Genomic DNA, 15,425 nt, shown 5'->3' on the forward strand with positions numbered 1-15,425 from the left:
TACAATATATAATTGCGTCTAATCTATTCAATTTTTCAATCTAAACACATCGCACCCAATATTAGTTTTGCGATGTGTTCTCTGTGCTAATGACTGACTTGATCGATTTAATCTTAGCCGGTCGATTCATCGCTAATACCGTTCCTATTGATGAGATAATTATTAAACCAATAGCAAACCATTGATAATGAGTTAATTGTTCATGTAACACAATTAAACCAGAAAATGCTGCAAATACTGGCGATAAACTCATTAACGTACTAAATGTTTGAGCTGGTAACCTTGGTAAAGCAACCATATCTAAGGCATAAGGTATAGCTGACGCTAACAAAGAAACCACAAAAACTAACGGTAATAATTCTATGGAAAACATAGTGCTACCACTTTGCCACACCCCAATTGGAAATAGCAAAAATGACGCAATAATGGATCCAATTGCAACACTTGATGAACCGTGAATAGCACCGGATTGACGCCCAAAGAGTATATAACATGCCCAACATGCTCCAGCAGATAATGCCAACAAAATACCCAGCGGATCTAAATCATTTGATGCTTGATGAATCGGTAATAACATAGCTAATCCGACAACCGCAATAGCTAACCAGACAAAATCAGTCAAACGACGACCAGAAAACATCGCCACCATAATAGGACCGGTTAATTCAATGGCAACGGCTATACCTAACGGAATACGAGCAATAGCATTATAAAAGCTCAAATTCATACAGCCCATTGCAACACCATAGAAAAAAATATATTTAAAAGCTTGTTTAGTAATTGGTTTTCGCCAAGGCTTGAAGATAATAGATAACATAACCGATGAAAAAGTCAGTCGCCAAGCAGTCATCCCTTCTGGACCAAGTACAGGAAACAAGTATTTCGCCATAGACGCACTACCTTGAACCGAAATCATCGAAATAAATATTAAAAAAACAGGCCAAGTACGGTTAAACATAAAGTATTACTCTAATAAAATTCGACAATGATTATTCAAATAGTGAATATCAAAAAGTTCAAAAAAACGATACTGCTAAGCATCAAACACAAACATGCTCAGCCAGCTTAGTTTTCTCTTTTAACAGATAGCAAAGCAAGATCTTGCAGCGCTTTTTTGTAAGGCGAATCAGGTAAAATTGCAATAACATCAAAAGCTTTTTGGGCCTCTTGCTGTGCAGTTTGTAACGTAAATTCAAGAGATCCACAGTCTTGCATAATCTGTAAAATACGATCTAATAAATGTCGGCCATTACCTTGTAAAATAGCTTGACGAATTAACTCAGCATCATCACTGTTGCTCGCATTATGCATAGCGTGTAACAACGGTAATGTTGGTTTACCTTCATTAAGATCATCACCTAAATTTTTACCCAATTTTTGATTACTATCAGCACTATAGTCCAATAGATCATCAATAATTTGAAATGCGGTACCTAAAAATTTACCATACTCTTGCAAGGCTAATTCTTGCTGCTCATTGGCGCCAGCCAATACCGCAGCTGAATGGGAGGTGGCTTCAAATAAACGCGCGGTTTTACGATAAATAACTTCCAAATATTGCTCTTTAGTAATGTTTGGATCATTACAATTAATTAACTGTTGTACTTCACCTTCAGCAATAACATTTGTTGCCGCTGACATGATAGTCAAAACTTTAAATGATTCGGTGCGTACCATCATTTGAAATGATCGTGTATAGATGTAATCGCCAACTAATACGCTAGCGGCATTACCAAAAAGTGCATTAGCGGTTGATTTTCCACGCCGTAAATCAGATTCATCAACCACATCGTCATGTAGCAACGTCGCTGTATGAATGAATTCAATAAAAGCAGCAGCAATAATGTGTTTATCGCCTTGATAGTTAAGCGCCTTAGCAATTAATAATGCAATAACAGGGCGAATACGTTTGCCTCCGCTACTAATAATATAATTACCTAATTGATTAATTAAAGCGACATCAGAGCTAAGCTCTGCTTGTATTGCTGCGTTAACTTTTACTAAGTCATCTTTTATAAGATCGAGAATTTGATTCATTGATGGATTATTCATCAGCCTAACCGCTAAAAACAATAGAAATTTATTGACTATTATCTGATAAATCTTTTTTCGCAACAAGTTATTGATATATCATATTTAAAAAAAAACTACAAATGATAAGCATTTTCATTTAAAATGCCCCCCTTAAGTAAAAAATGATAATTGTTATGAAGATTAACTTTGATATTGATATCAATACTGAAAAAGATCCACAAATAGTTGCTCACAAAAAGCCGAAAGGTACTTATTTATTTACCTCCCTTTCGGTCGCTTCACACTTATGCTTATTCGCATTATTATTTAGTTCTGCACTATTTGCCAAAGATATCATTGTTGAAGAAGGAGACAATTCAATAAAAGCTGTGATGGTTGATTTATCACAATTAGCAGCGCCTGAACAATCTTTAGTTGAAGACAAACCTGAAATAAAAGGTGACAATAACAGTGATGTTATCGACAATAAACCTATTGAAGAAACACCGGTAGAACCAGTTGTTGAGCCAGAAGTTATTGAAGAAAAAAAACCGGAGCCAGAACCCGTTAAAATACCTGATAAACCCGTTATCACACCTGAAAAAGAAGTGGTGAAACCACAACCCAAACCAAAGAAAAAACCGCAACCTACACAAAAATCATCGCAACAACAAGTTAGGCAAGAAGTTGCAAGTGAAAATATTGCTAGCACTTCGGTCGCACCTAAAATATCTGATAATCGCCAATATTCGGCAAGTGCTTCTCCAATTAGTCGAAATCAACCAGAATACCCTAGACGAGCACTCGATATGCGTTTAGAAGGATATGTGATTGCTATGTTTGATGTTAATAGCGAAGGACGTGTTGAAAATATCAGAATTATTGAGGCGCAACCCAATAATATTTTTAACCGATCGGTAATTAATGCCATGAAGACATGGAAATACAAACCTATTGCTGCACAAAATTTAAAAATTAAAATTGTATTTAATCGGGATAAATCAATTAATTTAGACTAATAATTGAAAACCAAACTATATAAATTCACTCATAATGATTAAAAAGCGCCATAATCTTTTTAAACAATGATTATGGCGCTTTTTATCACTCAATAACGGATACTTTATTGGCCATCAGCTTTTCAATTTCACTAGGCTCTTTAGGTACAGCAGAAGTGAGTACTTCGTTACCCGATGAAGTAATTAAAATATTATCTTCAATACGAATCCCAATGCCTTTATATTGATCAGGTACATCGGCATTTTGATTAATATATAATCCCGGTTCCACAGTCAACACCATACCTGGTTTTAAAAGATAAAGGCGATCACGTCCTACATCGTGAACATCAATACCTAACCAATGCCCTAAACCATGCATATAAAATTCAGTATACGCCTTATCAGCGATCAATTTATCTACATCGCCTTGCATAATACCTAATTTTACTAATCCCTCGACCATAATTTTAATCACGGTCTGATTAACTTGGTTAATTGAGTTTCCTGGTTTTAATAGCTTAATTGCTGCATATTGTGATGCCAGAACAATATCATAAATTTCACGTTGAGCCTGACTAAATTTACCGTTTATAGGGAAAGTTCGCGTAATATCTCCCGCATAATGATGATACTCACATCCGGCATCAATTAATACCAAATCACCCTCTTTCAATGGTGCACTATTATTTTCGTAGTGTAAGATACAGCCATTATTACCGCTTCCAACAATAGTATTATAAGCAGGATATCGGGCACCATTACACGCGAATTCATACAAAATTTCTGCCTCTAGGTGATACTCATACAAGTTTGGCTTACATTTCTGCATAGCCCTTCGGTGAGCTTGAGCACTAATATCACAAGCCTGTCGTAAAATATTTATCTCAAAATCTGATTTAAACATTCGCATTTTATGCACAACATGCCGCCAATCACTGATTGAAATTGGCTTTAAACCAGTGGATTTACCTTCTTTGATTACAGCTCGTAATGCTTTTTTAATAATTTTATCCGCGTATTCATACTGCTCATCAGCATAATAAACGATATCTTTTCCCTTCAAGATTTTAGGCAAATTAGCATTAATGCTGTCAAAACAATAAGCCTCATCGACCCAAACTGTGTCTAAAGCAAGCTCTTGTCCTAAACGATAACCGGTCCATGTTTCAGCTAAAGGATCTTTTTTTCGATTAAATAAGATATAACGAGCCTGATTATCATGTTGTTTAATTACTGCAAAAACCGCCTCTGGTTCATTAAAACAAGTGAAATACCAAAAATCACTATTTTGCCGATAAGGGTAATGCGTATCGTTACTACGAACAACTTCTGGCGCCGCAAAGAAAAGTGCCACACTATTGGTTGCCATTTTAGCGAGCAATTTTTCACGACGATTACACAGTTCAGTTTTAATATCTGTATCTATCATTTTAATGATCCTAAAAAGAAATTATTATTCCAATTAATGAATAGTCGGTACAATATCTGATTCATTAAATTCATCGTAGCACAACATTGAAGTGATACGTACATACTCTTTAATTTCTTCAAAAGCAAAACCAAGTTCTTGTTGATCCTCATTTTCATCATAACCAAGCTTGACTATTTGACGTAAATCATAAATCGCTTCACCAACATCACCTTTTAACCGATTAATCGTTGGTTGAACTAAACCAATTCCCAGTAAAAAATGATTAACCCAACCAACTAATTCATCGATCTGCGAAAACAGATCATGCTCACTAAGTAATAACTCAAACTCAAAATTTTCATTAGAAAATTGTTGTTTGGTTAAATCATAAAGCTTTTTAATTTGTTGCTCTAATGGTTCAGCAATGGCCTCTCCGTTATTCAACATATCTTTGACTAATGGACGCCAACTTTCATCATGATTACCACCGGCTAAAATTCCTGATATGAAACCATGTAGTTCAGCAGCATTAATCCCAATCTTACATTCGATTAATTGACGATTTAATTCGTCATAGTTAATAGTATCAGTCATTACCCCACCCTGATCTTGTCATGTCAATAAAATGCACCCTGCACTTTCACTAATAATTAGTATATAATTCATACCTAACTATAAATAATAAACAGGTTACCAAGCTTTATAAAGGAATTATTTTGAACATTGCAAGTTTATTCATCAAATTTCCCCTGCTATTTTTCATGTTTGCTTTAACATTAACTGCCTGTAGTTCATGGTCATCAAACCAAGGTGTCATTATTCTTGATCTACGCGATAAAACCCATACCTATGTAAAAAGCCAAGATTTACCAAACTATTATAAATTAGGAACAAGTGAACAAGAACTGCAACGATTTGAAACCTTTTGTGAGCAAGAAATTAAAATTTCAAAGCATGATGGTAGCGAAGAGGCCGTTTTTGAAAACATTAAACATGGTATTCATGGGCAAGTTGAATTCAAAAAGTGTAGTGATAGGATCACTCGAATTTACCAATATTGATAAAATATGACTTATCTTGAGATATTACTAAGAATAATATTAACTGTTTCAAAGTTCTATTAAATCTTACTAGCGTTTCTGACAGTTTTTATTTATATTGTTCGCGTAAATGATAATATTTTTGGGAGTAAAAATAACTATGTACAAGCAAGATGTCACAATTACTGCATCGAATGGTCTTCATACCCGTCCTGCTGCACAATTTGTCAAAGAAGCCAAAAACTTTAATTCTGAAATTACAGTTACATCCAATGGCAAGAGCGCAAGTGCTAAAAGTTTATTTAAATTACAAACTTTAGGTTTAACACAAGGAACAACAATTACAATTTCTGCTGAAGGCGAAGATGAAAAAGAAGCGGTACATCATCTAGTAAAATTAATTCCAGAATTAGAATAATAACTCCCAATTAGCTATGAACAGTTTTAAAATTGAATAAGGATCAAATGTTATGGTATCAGGTATACTTGTTTCTCCCGGTATCGCTTTTGCAAAAGCGTTATTATTAAAAGAAGAGCCTATTGTTATTAATAATAAACAAATTCTTGATAACAAAATCGATGCAGAAATTGAACGTTTTAAAGAAGCTCGTCAAAAGTCTAGCGAGCAACTTAACGCTATCATGGAGCGAGCTAAATCAACATTAGGTGAAGATAAAGCGGCTATTTTTGAAGGACATATTATGCTTCTTGAAGATGAAGATCTTGAGCAAGAAGTTATTTCACGAATCCAAAGTAAACACTCAAGTGCTGATGCCGCAGTACAATCTGTATTTGAAGCACAAGCAAAAGAGCTTGAAAATTTAGACGATGAATATCTCAAAGAACGTGCGGCAGACATTCGTGATATCGGTAAACGATTACTGAAAAATATTTTAGGCATCGAAATTGTCGATTTGAGTGCAATTAGTCAACCTTGTATTTTAGTTGCAACGGATCTTACACCGTCAGAAACCGCTCAATTAAATTTAGAAATGGTGTTAGGCTTCATCACTGATGCAGGTGGACGCACTTCACACACATCAATCATGGCTCGTTCATTAGAAATACCAGCAATCGTAGGGACATCTAATGCAACACAAGAAATTAAACAAGGTGATTTTGTTATTCTAGATGCCATCAATAACGCAATTTACATCAATCCGGATCATTCAACTCAAGAAAAACTAAAACAAGTTCAAGCAAAATATCTTGCCGACAAAGAAGAACTCGCTAAATTGAAAGATTTACCAGCTGTTACCCTTGATGGGCATCAAGTGGAAATTTGTGGCAATATTGGTACCGTACGCGATATCGCTGGTGCAGAACGTAATGGTTATGAGGGTGTTGGTCTTTATCGTACTGAATTTTTATTCATGGATCGTGAAAGTTATCCTGATGAAGAAGAACAATTTAAAGCGTATAAAGAAGTAGCACAAGCGACTAATGGTTTATCTGTCATTGTCCGTACTATGGATATTGGTGGTGATAAAGATGTTCCTTATATGCATCTTCCGAAAGAAGAGAATCCATTCCTAGGCTGGCGAGCGATTCGTATTTGCTTAGATAGAAAAGAAATACTCCATGCTCAGTTGCGCGCTATTTTACGTGCATCAGCATTTGGTAAACTTCGTATTATGTTCCCAATGATTATTTCTGTTGAAGAAATTCGTCTATTAAAATCAGAAATCAATATTCTAAAAGAACAATTAAATGCGGAAGGTAAAGCATTTGATAAAAATATCGAAATTGGTGTCATGATTGAAACGCCAGCTGCTGCGGTAATTGCACATCATTTAGCGAAAGAAGTTGATTTCTTTAGTATTGGTACTAATGATCTAACGCAATATACATTAGCTGTTGATCGTGGTAATGAGCTTATTTCACACCTTTATAATCCACTTTCACCATCGGTATTAACTTTAATTAAGAAAGTTATCGATGCGTCTCACCAAGAAGGTAAATGGACAGGTATGTGTGGTGAGCTTGCTGGTGATGAAAGAGCCACTATATTATTACTTGGTATGGGGCTTGATGAATTCAGTATGAGTGCGGTATCTATTCCGAAAATTAAAAAATTAATTCGTAATACTAATTACCAAGAAGCGAAAAAATTTGCAGATACAGCATTAGAAAAAGCAACAGCTAAAGAAATTCTTGATTTAATACAAACTTATACCGCTGAAAAGCAAATTTGTTAGGAGACAACGATGGGACTGTTCGATAAAATAAAGCAATTTGTGTCCGATGATAGTAAAAATAGCATCGAAATTATTGCGCCACTAAGTGGTGAAATTGTCAAAATCGAAGATGTACCTGATGTGGTTTTTGCTGAAAAAATTGTCGGTGATGGTGTTGCAATCAAACCTTCTGGGAATAAAATTGTTGCGCCATTAAGTGGTAAAATTGGCAAAATCTTCGAGACCAATCATGCTTTCGCCATCGAATCAGACGAAGGTATTGAGCTTTTTGTGCATTTTGGTATTGATACAGTAGAACTTAAAGGCGAAGGTTTTACACGTATAGCAGAAGAAGGTCAGCAAGTTAAAGTAGGTGATACAATTATAGAGATTGATTTACCATTACTGGAAAGTAAAGCAAAATCAGTCTTAACACCGGTTGTCATTTCCAACATGGAAACCATTGCCGAACTAACTAAATTATCGGGTACTGTCGAAGCAGGAAAAACACCAATAATGCGAGTTAAGAAGTAATTACTTATCTTGATTTAGCTATAAAAAAACCTTCAGTCCAAAAAACTGAAGGTTTTTTATTTATTCCACTATATTGAATCACTGAAATCAGATTAACGCCACTTTTTATACTGATTAATTAAGTTATTGGTTGATTGGTCGTGAGAACTTACCGGCTTATCATCAGCCAATTCAGGTAAAATTCGACCCGCTAACTGCTTGCCAAGTTCAACTCCCCATTGATCAAAACTAAATATATTAAGAATAACACCTTGTGTGAAGATTTTATGTTCATACATCGCAACTAAAGCACCGAGAGTATAAGGCGTAATTTTTTTCACTAAAATTGAATTAGTTGGTTTGTTACCTTCAAATACTTTAAATGGCACAACGGATTTAACTTCATCTAAACTTTTACCCGCTGCGATAAACTCTTGTTCAACTTGCTGCGCTGTTTTACCAAAAGCCAATGCTTCTGTTTGAGCAAAAAAGTTAGATAACAATTTTGGATGATGGTCCCCAACCGGATTATGGCTGATAGCTGGTGCGATAAAATCACAAGGGATGAGCTTGGTACCTTGATGAATGAGTTGATAAAACGCATGTTGCCCATTGGTTCCGGGTTCGCCCCAAATGATTGGACCAGTTGTATAAGTCGTTTTATTACCATTACGATCAACACTTTTACCATTTGACTCCATATTTCCTTGTTGAAAATAAGCAGCAAAGCGATGCATATATTGATCGTAAGGTAAAATAGCTTCGGTTTCAGCACCACAAAAGTTATTGTACCAAAGCCCTATTAACGCGAGTAATGCAGGAATATTTTTATCAATTGGCGCGCTTTGGAAATGTTTATCCATCGCATGACCGCCAGCTAAAAATTGTTTGAAATTATCAAATCCAATGGATAACACAATCGATAATCCGATTGCTGACCACGATGAGTATCGCCCACCGACCCAGTCCCAAAATTCAAACATATTAGCTGTATCAATGCCGAATTTTTCAACTTCTTTGGCATTAGTCGACAGCGCGACAAAATGTAATGCAACCGCTTTATCATCTTTTGCAGCATCAAGTAACCATTTACGTGCAGTTTGCGCATTAGTCATGGTCTCTTGCGTGGTAAACGTTTTAGATGCAACTAAAAATAAGGTAGTTTCAGGATTTAATCCTTTAAGAGCTTCAACAATATGCGTACCGTCAACATTAGAGACAAAATGCATTGTTAAATGATTTTTATAAGGACGCAATGCTTCAGTAATCATGACCGGACCAAGATCCGAACCTCCAATTCCGATATTCACCACATCGGTTATCGCTTTACCGGTATAACCTTTCCACTCACCACTAATCACTTTTTTACTGAATGACTCCATTTTAGCCAGTACAGCATTAACGTCATCCATGACATTTTTTCCGTCAACATAAATCGGAGTATTTTCTACATTACGCAATGCTACATGTAAAACAGCACGGTTTTCAGTACGGTTAATTTTTTCACCACTATACATCGCTTTAATTGCGCTATTTAAATCACATTCTTGTGCCAATTTGTAAAGAATGTCCAATGTCTCTTGTGTTACACGATTTTTTGATAAATCGACCAAAAATTCATCTTCGAATGGAATGCTGAGTTTTTCAACACGATTAGGTTCATCTTTTAAGATCTGTGCAATGGTTTTATTGTGGTGTTTTTGGTAGCTTGTTTGCAGTGACTTCCAAGCGGAAGTAGTAGTTGGATCAATTGACTTTAACATAATAAATTCCTTAAATAATATAGCATTACTAACCATAATATAACTATGACTAACATGATGCAAGATAAGGATCTTTTATCTTTTATTTTTAAATTAATCACGCTAAAAATTTGTCGAAAGAACCATCTAATATTCCTTTCAAACAATTTTTTAATTTTCCTTCTGCAACATTATCATTGGCTTACCAAATATTAAGTTTTTGGGTTGTGAAGTTTGAGAAATTCTTGTACTAAGTTTGATGGCGTTATTAATGGGGGATTAAATACCAAACAATCGGTGACACCGCCGGCTATCTATCATCCCTTTGCTCAACAAGCCGACTTTTTGCAGTATTTTAATAAATTTACTTGCCTTCACTACAGATATAGACAAGATAACAAATTGATTAACACCTATAGCTAAAGCCCCATCGATGAAACTTTAGTGAGTTGTATAGGAATTGAGCGTTTCGCCAATCGGTTTATCATTGATAATTTCTGCATAAACCTGAAGTAAAAAATGGAAATACACAATTAATTAAGGTGTTATCTCATAAAACTATGTACCTCGTATACAGCCTTATGACGGTAAAAATTTACTTTATAAAACAGACATCAAACTACATTTAGATAGATAGTGAATGATTAACACCAGAACAGTTAATTTATTACTATTTCTTTAATTGAAGATAAGATTTATTTTCAATTAATCATCAATAGTTAAATTACGTGTAGTTAAATCATATGGTGTTAATTGATAAACGTAATAGTTCAGCCAATTACTAAATAATAAATAAGCATGACTACGCCATGTCGCTTTAGGTGCTAAATCAGGATTATTGTCAGGAAAATAGTTATAAGGTATTTGTGGATTAATACCGGCTTTTAAATCACGAAAATATTCATTAGCTAACGTGAAAGAATCATATTCCGGATGGCCTGTTACAAACGCCATACGTTTATCTGCTGTTGCCATTAAATAAGGTCCGGTTACCTCAGATTCTGCCAAAATGGTTAAATCAGTATAATTTTTAATTTTATCAACCGGAAAATCAGCATAACGCGAATGCGGTGCTAAAAAAGTATCGTCAAAACCGCGTGTTAAAATGGCATTAGGCTGAGTGATTTGGTGCTGATAAACCCCAGATAGTTTTTGCGTGCGTGTAAATTTTGGCAAATCATATAAAGCATTTAACGCTGCTTGTACCCCCCAACAAACAAATAGGGTGGAAGTAACATGATCTTTTGCCCATTTGATAATTTCTGTCAATTTAGGCCAATAAACAACATCTGAAAATGCAACTTTGCCTAATGGCGCACCGGTAATAATAAGCCCATCAAAATTCTGATCTTTTATATTATCAAAATCACAATAAAAACTATTTAAATGCTCAGCCGGCGTATTTTTTGATTCGCGTTGATCAATACGTAATAGCTGGATATTGACTTGTAAAGATGAGTTGGAAAGTAATCGTAAAAATTGATTTTCAGTCTCGATTTTTTTAGGCATTAAATTAAGAAAAAGAAGCTTGAGTGGACGAATTTCTTGAGTATTGGCTCGAGATGAAGTCATAACAAATACATTTTCATTACGTAATACATCAACCGCAGGTAATGAGTCAGGAATACAAATTGGCATAACAAAAGCTCCTAAAAACAATAAGTTATTTTTAAACACCTAAAATAGACGTCTAGAAATCCATATAGCTAAATATAGAGTGTTTTATATCATTTGTCGAGAGTTTTATTTAATCAATGAGATAACATAATTCACAAAAAATCATGGGAATAGTTAACAGGTATTATAGGATAGATGAAAGCTTAGCAAGCTAAAAATAATATAATAAAAATCAATACGCGTTAAAAAGCTCGGGTATCGGTGCGCCAGCTATCTGCGGTTAACGCTTCACCAAAATAACTATTAATTAATTTTTGGGTAATATCGCTTAACGGCGATGCTAACACTTCTGCTGTGTTACCATACTCAACAACATCTCCATTATGCATGACTAAAATTTCATCACTAATATGCTTCATCATACCAATATCTTGTGTGACATAAACATAAGAAATATTATGCTCGGCTTGTAGTGATAACATTAAGTTAACAATTTGAGAACGCATTGAAATATCTAACGCCGCTAAAGCTTCATCAAGAATAATGACTTTGGGTTTTAATATTAATGCTCTAGCTAATGCGACTCGCTGCTTTTGCCCCGCTGCCATAACCGAAGGATAATAAGCCGCATGCTCAGGTAATAGCCCAACTTGTTTTAATACATCACTAATTAATTTTTCACGTTCATGAGCATTATATTTAGTATTATGTTTTAAAGGTATTTCTAACAATTGACCAATGCGTAATCTTGGATCAAACGAACTTTCAACATGTTGAAATATCATGCGAATAAGTTGACAGCGATAATGATAATCACCATATTCAACCTTATTACCATCAAGCCAAATATCGCCACTATCTGGTTTTATCATACCAACCAACATTTTAGCCAATGTTGATTTTCCCGATCCATTTTGCCCAATAATGGCTAACGTTTTTCCTTCATTTAATGAAAAAGATACTGGATTAACAGCATTAATTAGCAGCGTACCCAACAATCCCTTAGGTATTTTAAAACGCTTAGATAAATTACGCACTTTCAGTATTGGATTCATGACCTGTTCCTATTTTATATAACTACTCATCCATATTTAACGGAAAATGACAAGCAACAGAATGATCTTTTATCGAGATAAGGTCAGGTGCTTGAATACATTTTTTTTGAGCATAAGGACATCGTGGACCTAAACGACAACCGATAGGTAAGTGTTCGAGTGATGGAATTACCCCCGGAAGTGTATTTAATGGGCTTTTATGTGGCATAGCTTTACCAAAATCAGGAATAGCATAAATTAAAGCTTGAGTATAAGGATGATAAGGCGATTTAATTAAATCTTCGCTGTCAGCAATTTCGACCGTTTGCCCACAATAAAGTACATTAATCCGGTCGGTCCATCTGGTGACCATCTGTAAATCATGACTAATAAGTAAAATCGTCGTACCAATATTTTGATTCATACTAGCAAGTAATCTAAATATTTGCGCTTCTGTTGTTGCTTCCATCGCATTAGTTGGTTCATCTGCAATTAATAGTTTAGGTTGATTGGCTAACGCAATGGCAATCATGACTTTTTGACACTCACCTTCGGTTAATTCAAACGGGTAAGATTTTAATATCTCTTTGTGGTGTTTAATACCTACTCGGTGCAATAATTCAACCGCGCGATTTTTGCGCCAAAATAACCGTTGCCACCAATGTCCTTTAAAGGTTCTTCTTGGAATTGCATCAATTAATTGCTGGCCAATTTTCATAGACGGATCTAAACAAGATTGTGGTTCTTGAAATATCATCGAAATATGTGCGCTAATGACCTTCCGACGTTGCTTTGTCGTTAGTTTAAGTAAATCAATATCATTAAAATAAAAACGATCGGCTGAAATCTTCCAATTATGATTGGTCACACCCAAAATAGCTTTAGCAATCAGACTTTTACCTGAACCTGATTCACCCACTAATCCACGAATTTCACCTTCTGATAATTTCAAATTAACACGATCTATTGCGCGTAATCGCCCATCAGGGGTGATGAATTCAATGGTTAAATTGCGAATATCTAACAAAGCCATAATTAATGTCCTGCTCGACGACCATATAAACCAAAATTGAATAGATAAACAAAAGTAATTGTTGCAGACACCGCTAAACCAGGAGCTAGAAATGCTAAATAATTACTATCAATAATATCTTTCATCTTAAACATCATCATACCTAAATCCGGTCGTGAAAGATCGTTGGCAAAACCTAAAAAAGTGATAGTCGTTATAGCTAAAATAATTGAACCAAATAACGAAACAATTTCAGTCAAATATACAGGTAAAATATTAGGTAAAATATAATGATTTAAAATTGTAAATGGCGATAAGCCATCAAGACGATATGCCGTAATATAAGTTTTATTCCATTCATTAATTGCCCGTTGATGAATATTATAAATAAAACGTGGCGTATAAGATAAACCAACGACAAATAACATATTGGTTATATCATCTTTCCATAATAAGCTAATGACAATCACACCTAATAGTGGTGGAACAACCATACAAAATCGAAAAATAAATATGATAAATGGGCGTATAAACGAAACAAAAAACATGAGGTAATTAATTAAACCACCAATCACTACCACATAAAATACCGCTTTTAGTGTCATTGATATTGTGGAACGATATCCAATAAGCAGATAATCAAAAATATCTTGCCCATTAGCATTGGTACCTAAAATATGATTCAAATCTCCATTTGCCCACCAAGCTGGCGGTAATAATGTTGGATAAATAGGGTTTAAATTGGCATGAAAAAACCACTTCGTTGATAACGCCACAAAAGCTATAGCTAATATGCCATAAAATCCGACAATTGAATAAAGATTACTATGCAGTCGATTAAAGCATAACTTTATGTTTTTAAATAATTGTGCAAGCTTAGACATAGTGTTCCTTATGGCGCAAAGGATAGATAGCCATTGCCGTAATATCGCCTAATAAGGTGAGTAGACTTATTACAGTACCACAAGCAAGAATCGCAATAGAAATAATAAAATAATTATGGTGATGGTAAGCAATCATCACCCATTGCCCTAATCCAACTCGATTGAATAGAATTTCAATCACCATTGTTGAAAATAATAGTGTTGTTGTATTGTAAGTCAATTGTGGAATTGTCGCAGGAATCGAATTAGGTAACAAATGGCGACGTAAAATTTTAAAAGGTGATCGCTCTCGAATAATAGCCATTTTGATATAATTTTGTCGTGAAGTACTTTTAACATTTTGACTGACTAACTGAATTGTCATAATACTCGGTTGAATGGCTAAAATAATGATAGGCAATAACAAATAATGCAACTGATCAAGCAGAGCGGGTAATTTGGCTTTTTTAGATGAAATTAATATATCCAACAAAGAGGTACCAGTAGTAGATGGTGATACATTAAAATTCATTGATACCGACCAAGTAGGCGATAACAAATACATAATAATGATAACCAGCATAACGATTGGGCAAGAATATAGCAATAAGCTACCTAAACGAATGGTGGTATTTAACCAGTTAATATTGCTTAAACCCAGAAAGATACCTAAAGGTAATCCAACAAACAAAGCGACCAATAAAGCCAAAATACAAAGTTCAAATGTGGCCAACAGTGTATGAAAAAACGGCACTGTTTCACCTGTCATCAATTTAAACTGCCCTTGAAGCAATTGCTTAAAAAAAGCACTGTAGGCATCAGCAAAACTTAGACTATTGAAATTAAACATTGAATTAGGCGCAAAATAGACTAAACAGAAGCTAATCTGAGCCAATACGCAGATAATAAATAAAAACGTCACTATTTTTTTGAAAATATAGATAATCATTGTTTATCTTTATCGCTAGTATAAATAAAACACGGTAGTAGCTATTACCGTGT

General features: G+C 34.7%; 14 protein-coding genes and 1 pseudogene. 5 read left to right on the top strand and 10 right to left on the bottom strand.

What is annotated here, in order from left to right; genetic code table 11:
* Nucleotides 1–61: 61 nt before the first annotated feature.
* Nucleotides 62–958: an EamA family transporter gene (locus A9G03_RS10860; protein WP_065634102.1), complete on the bottom strand. Its 897-nt coding sequence runs from the start codon at nt 956–958 to the stop codon at nt 62–64.
* Nucleotides 959–1,065: 107 nt separating this feature from the next.
* On the bottom strand, nt 1,066–2,052 hold the full coding sequence (gene ispB / locus A9G03_RS10865) for an octaprenyl diphosphate synthase (protein ID WP_065799216.1): 987 nt from the start codon (nt 2,050–2,052) through the stop codon (nt 1,066–1,068).
* A 155-nt stretch (nt 2,053–2,207) separates the two neighbouring features.
* Between ispB and A9G03_RS10870 the strand changes: the two genes are divergently transcribed.
* Nucleotides 2,208–3,032, top strand: coding sequence for a TonB family protein (locus A9G03_RS10870; protein WP_065634100.1), 825 nt, complete (start codon nt 2,208–2,210; stop codon nt 3,030–3,032).
* 85 nt (nt 3,033–3,117) lie between these two features.
* Here the strand turns inward: A9G03_RS10870 and pepP are convergent, their stop codons facing one another.
* Complete coding sequence (pepP, locus tag A9G03_RS10875; protein ID WP_065799217.1) at nt 3,118–4,443, bottom strand: Xaa-Pro aminopeptidase; 1,326 nt, start codon at nt 4,441–4,443, stop codon at nt 3,118–3,120.
* A 33-nt stretch (nt 4,444–4,476) separates the two neighbouring features.
* Nucleotides 4,477–5,019, bottom strand: coding sequence for a UPF0149 family protein (locus tag A9G03_RS10880; protein WP_065799218.1), 543 nt, complete (start codon nt 5,017–5,019; stop codon nt 4,477–4,479).
* A 122-nt stretch (nt 5,020–5,141) separates the two neighbouring features.
* Here A9G03_RS10880 and A9G03_RS10885 point away from each other — a divergent pair, with 122 nt between their 5' ends.
* The 4 genes from A9G03_RS10885 (at nt 5,142) to crr (ending at nt 8,176) form a co-directional block, all read left to right on the top strand.
* On the top strand, nt 5,142–5,486 hold the full coding sequence (locus tag A9G03_RS10885; RefSeq protein WP_065799219.1) for a hypothetical protein: 345 nt from the start codon (nt 5,142–5,144) through the stop codon (nt 5,484–5,486).
* Between the two features lie 139 nt (nt 5,487–5,625).
* Nucleotides 5,626–5,883: a phosphocarrier protein Hpr gene (gene ptsH / locus A9G03_RS10890; protein WP_065634096.1), complete on the top strand. Its 258-nt coding sequence runs from the start codon at nt 5,626–5,628 to the stop codon at nt 5,881–5,883.
* Nucleotides 5,884–5,935: 52 nt separating this feature from the next.
* Nucleotides 5,936–7,663, top strand: coding sequence for a phosphoenolpyruvate-protein phosphotransferase PtsI (gene ptsI, locus A9G03_RS10895; RefSeq protein ID WP_065634095.1), 1,728 nt, complete (start codon nt 5,936–5,938; stop codon nt 7,661–7,663).
* A gap of 9 nt (nt 7,664–7,672) precedes the next feature.
* Complete coding sequence (crr, locus tag A9G03_RS10900) at nt 7,673–8,176, top strand: PTS glucose transporter subunit IIA (protein ID WP_065634094.1); 504 nt, start codon at nt 7,673–7,675, stop codon at nt 8,174–8,176.
* A gap of 92 nt (nt 8,177–8,268) precedes the next feature.
* Here the strand turns inward: crr and pgi are convergent, their stop codons facing one another.
* The 6 genes and pseudogenes from pgi to A9G03_RS10930 form a co-directional block, all read right to left on the bottom strand.
* Nucleotides 8,269–9,918: a glucose-6-phosphate isomerase gene (gene pgi, locus A9G03_RS10905; RefSeq protein WP_065799220.1), complete on the bottom strand. Its 1,650-nt coding sequence runs from the start codon at nt 9,916–9,918 to the stop codon at nt 8,269–8,271.
* Nucleotides 9,919–10,602: 684 nt separating this feature from the next.
* The gene (gene metA, locus A9G03_RS10910; RefSeq protein WP_065799221.1) at nt 10,603–11,535 is read right to left on the bottom strand and encodes a homoserine O-acetyltransferase MetA; all 933 of its coding nucleotides are present in this window, start codon (nt 11,533–11,535) and stop codon (nt 10,603–10,605) included.
* A 221-nt stretch (nt 11,536–11,756) separates the two neighbouring features.
* Nucleotides 11,757–12,503, bottom strand: a pseudogene (locus tag A9G03_RS10915) (peptide ABC transporter ATP-binding protein); the annotation flags it as partial.
* An 88-nt stretch (nt 12,504–12,591) separates the two neighbouring features.
* Nucleotides 12,592–13,581, bottom strand: coding sequence for a peptide ABC transporter ATP-binding protein (locus tag A9G03_RS10920; RefSeq protein WP_065634090.1), 990 nt, complete (start codon nt 13,579–13,581; stop codon nt 12,592–12,594).
* Between the two features lie 2 nt (nt 13,582–13,583).
* A complete protein-coding gene (locus A9G03_RS10925; RefSeq protein WP_065634089.1) occupies nt 13,584–14,444 on the bottom strand; it encodes an ABC transporter permease subunit in 861 nt (286 codons plus the stop codon).
* Nucleotides 14,437–15,372, bottom strand: coding sequence for an ABC transporter permease subunit (locus A9G03_RS10930; protein ID WP_065634088.1), 936 nt, complete (start codon nt 15,370–15,372; stop codon nt 14,437–14,439). Before A9G03_RS10930 ends, A9G03_RS10925 begins: the two co-directional genes overlap by 8 nt.
* Nucleotides 15,373–15,425 lie beyond the last annotated feature (53 nt).

The organism is Gilliamella sp. wkB171 (assembly GCF_001693755.1).
GTDB classification, from domain to species: domain Bacteria; phylum Pseudomonadota; class Gammaproteobacteria; order Enterobacterales; family Orbaceae; genus Gilliamella; species Gilliamella apicola_F.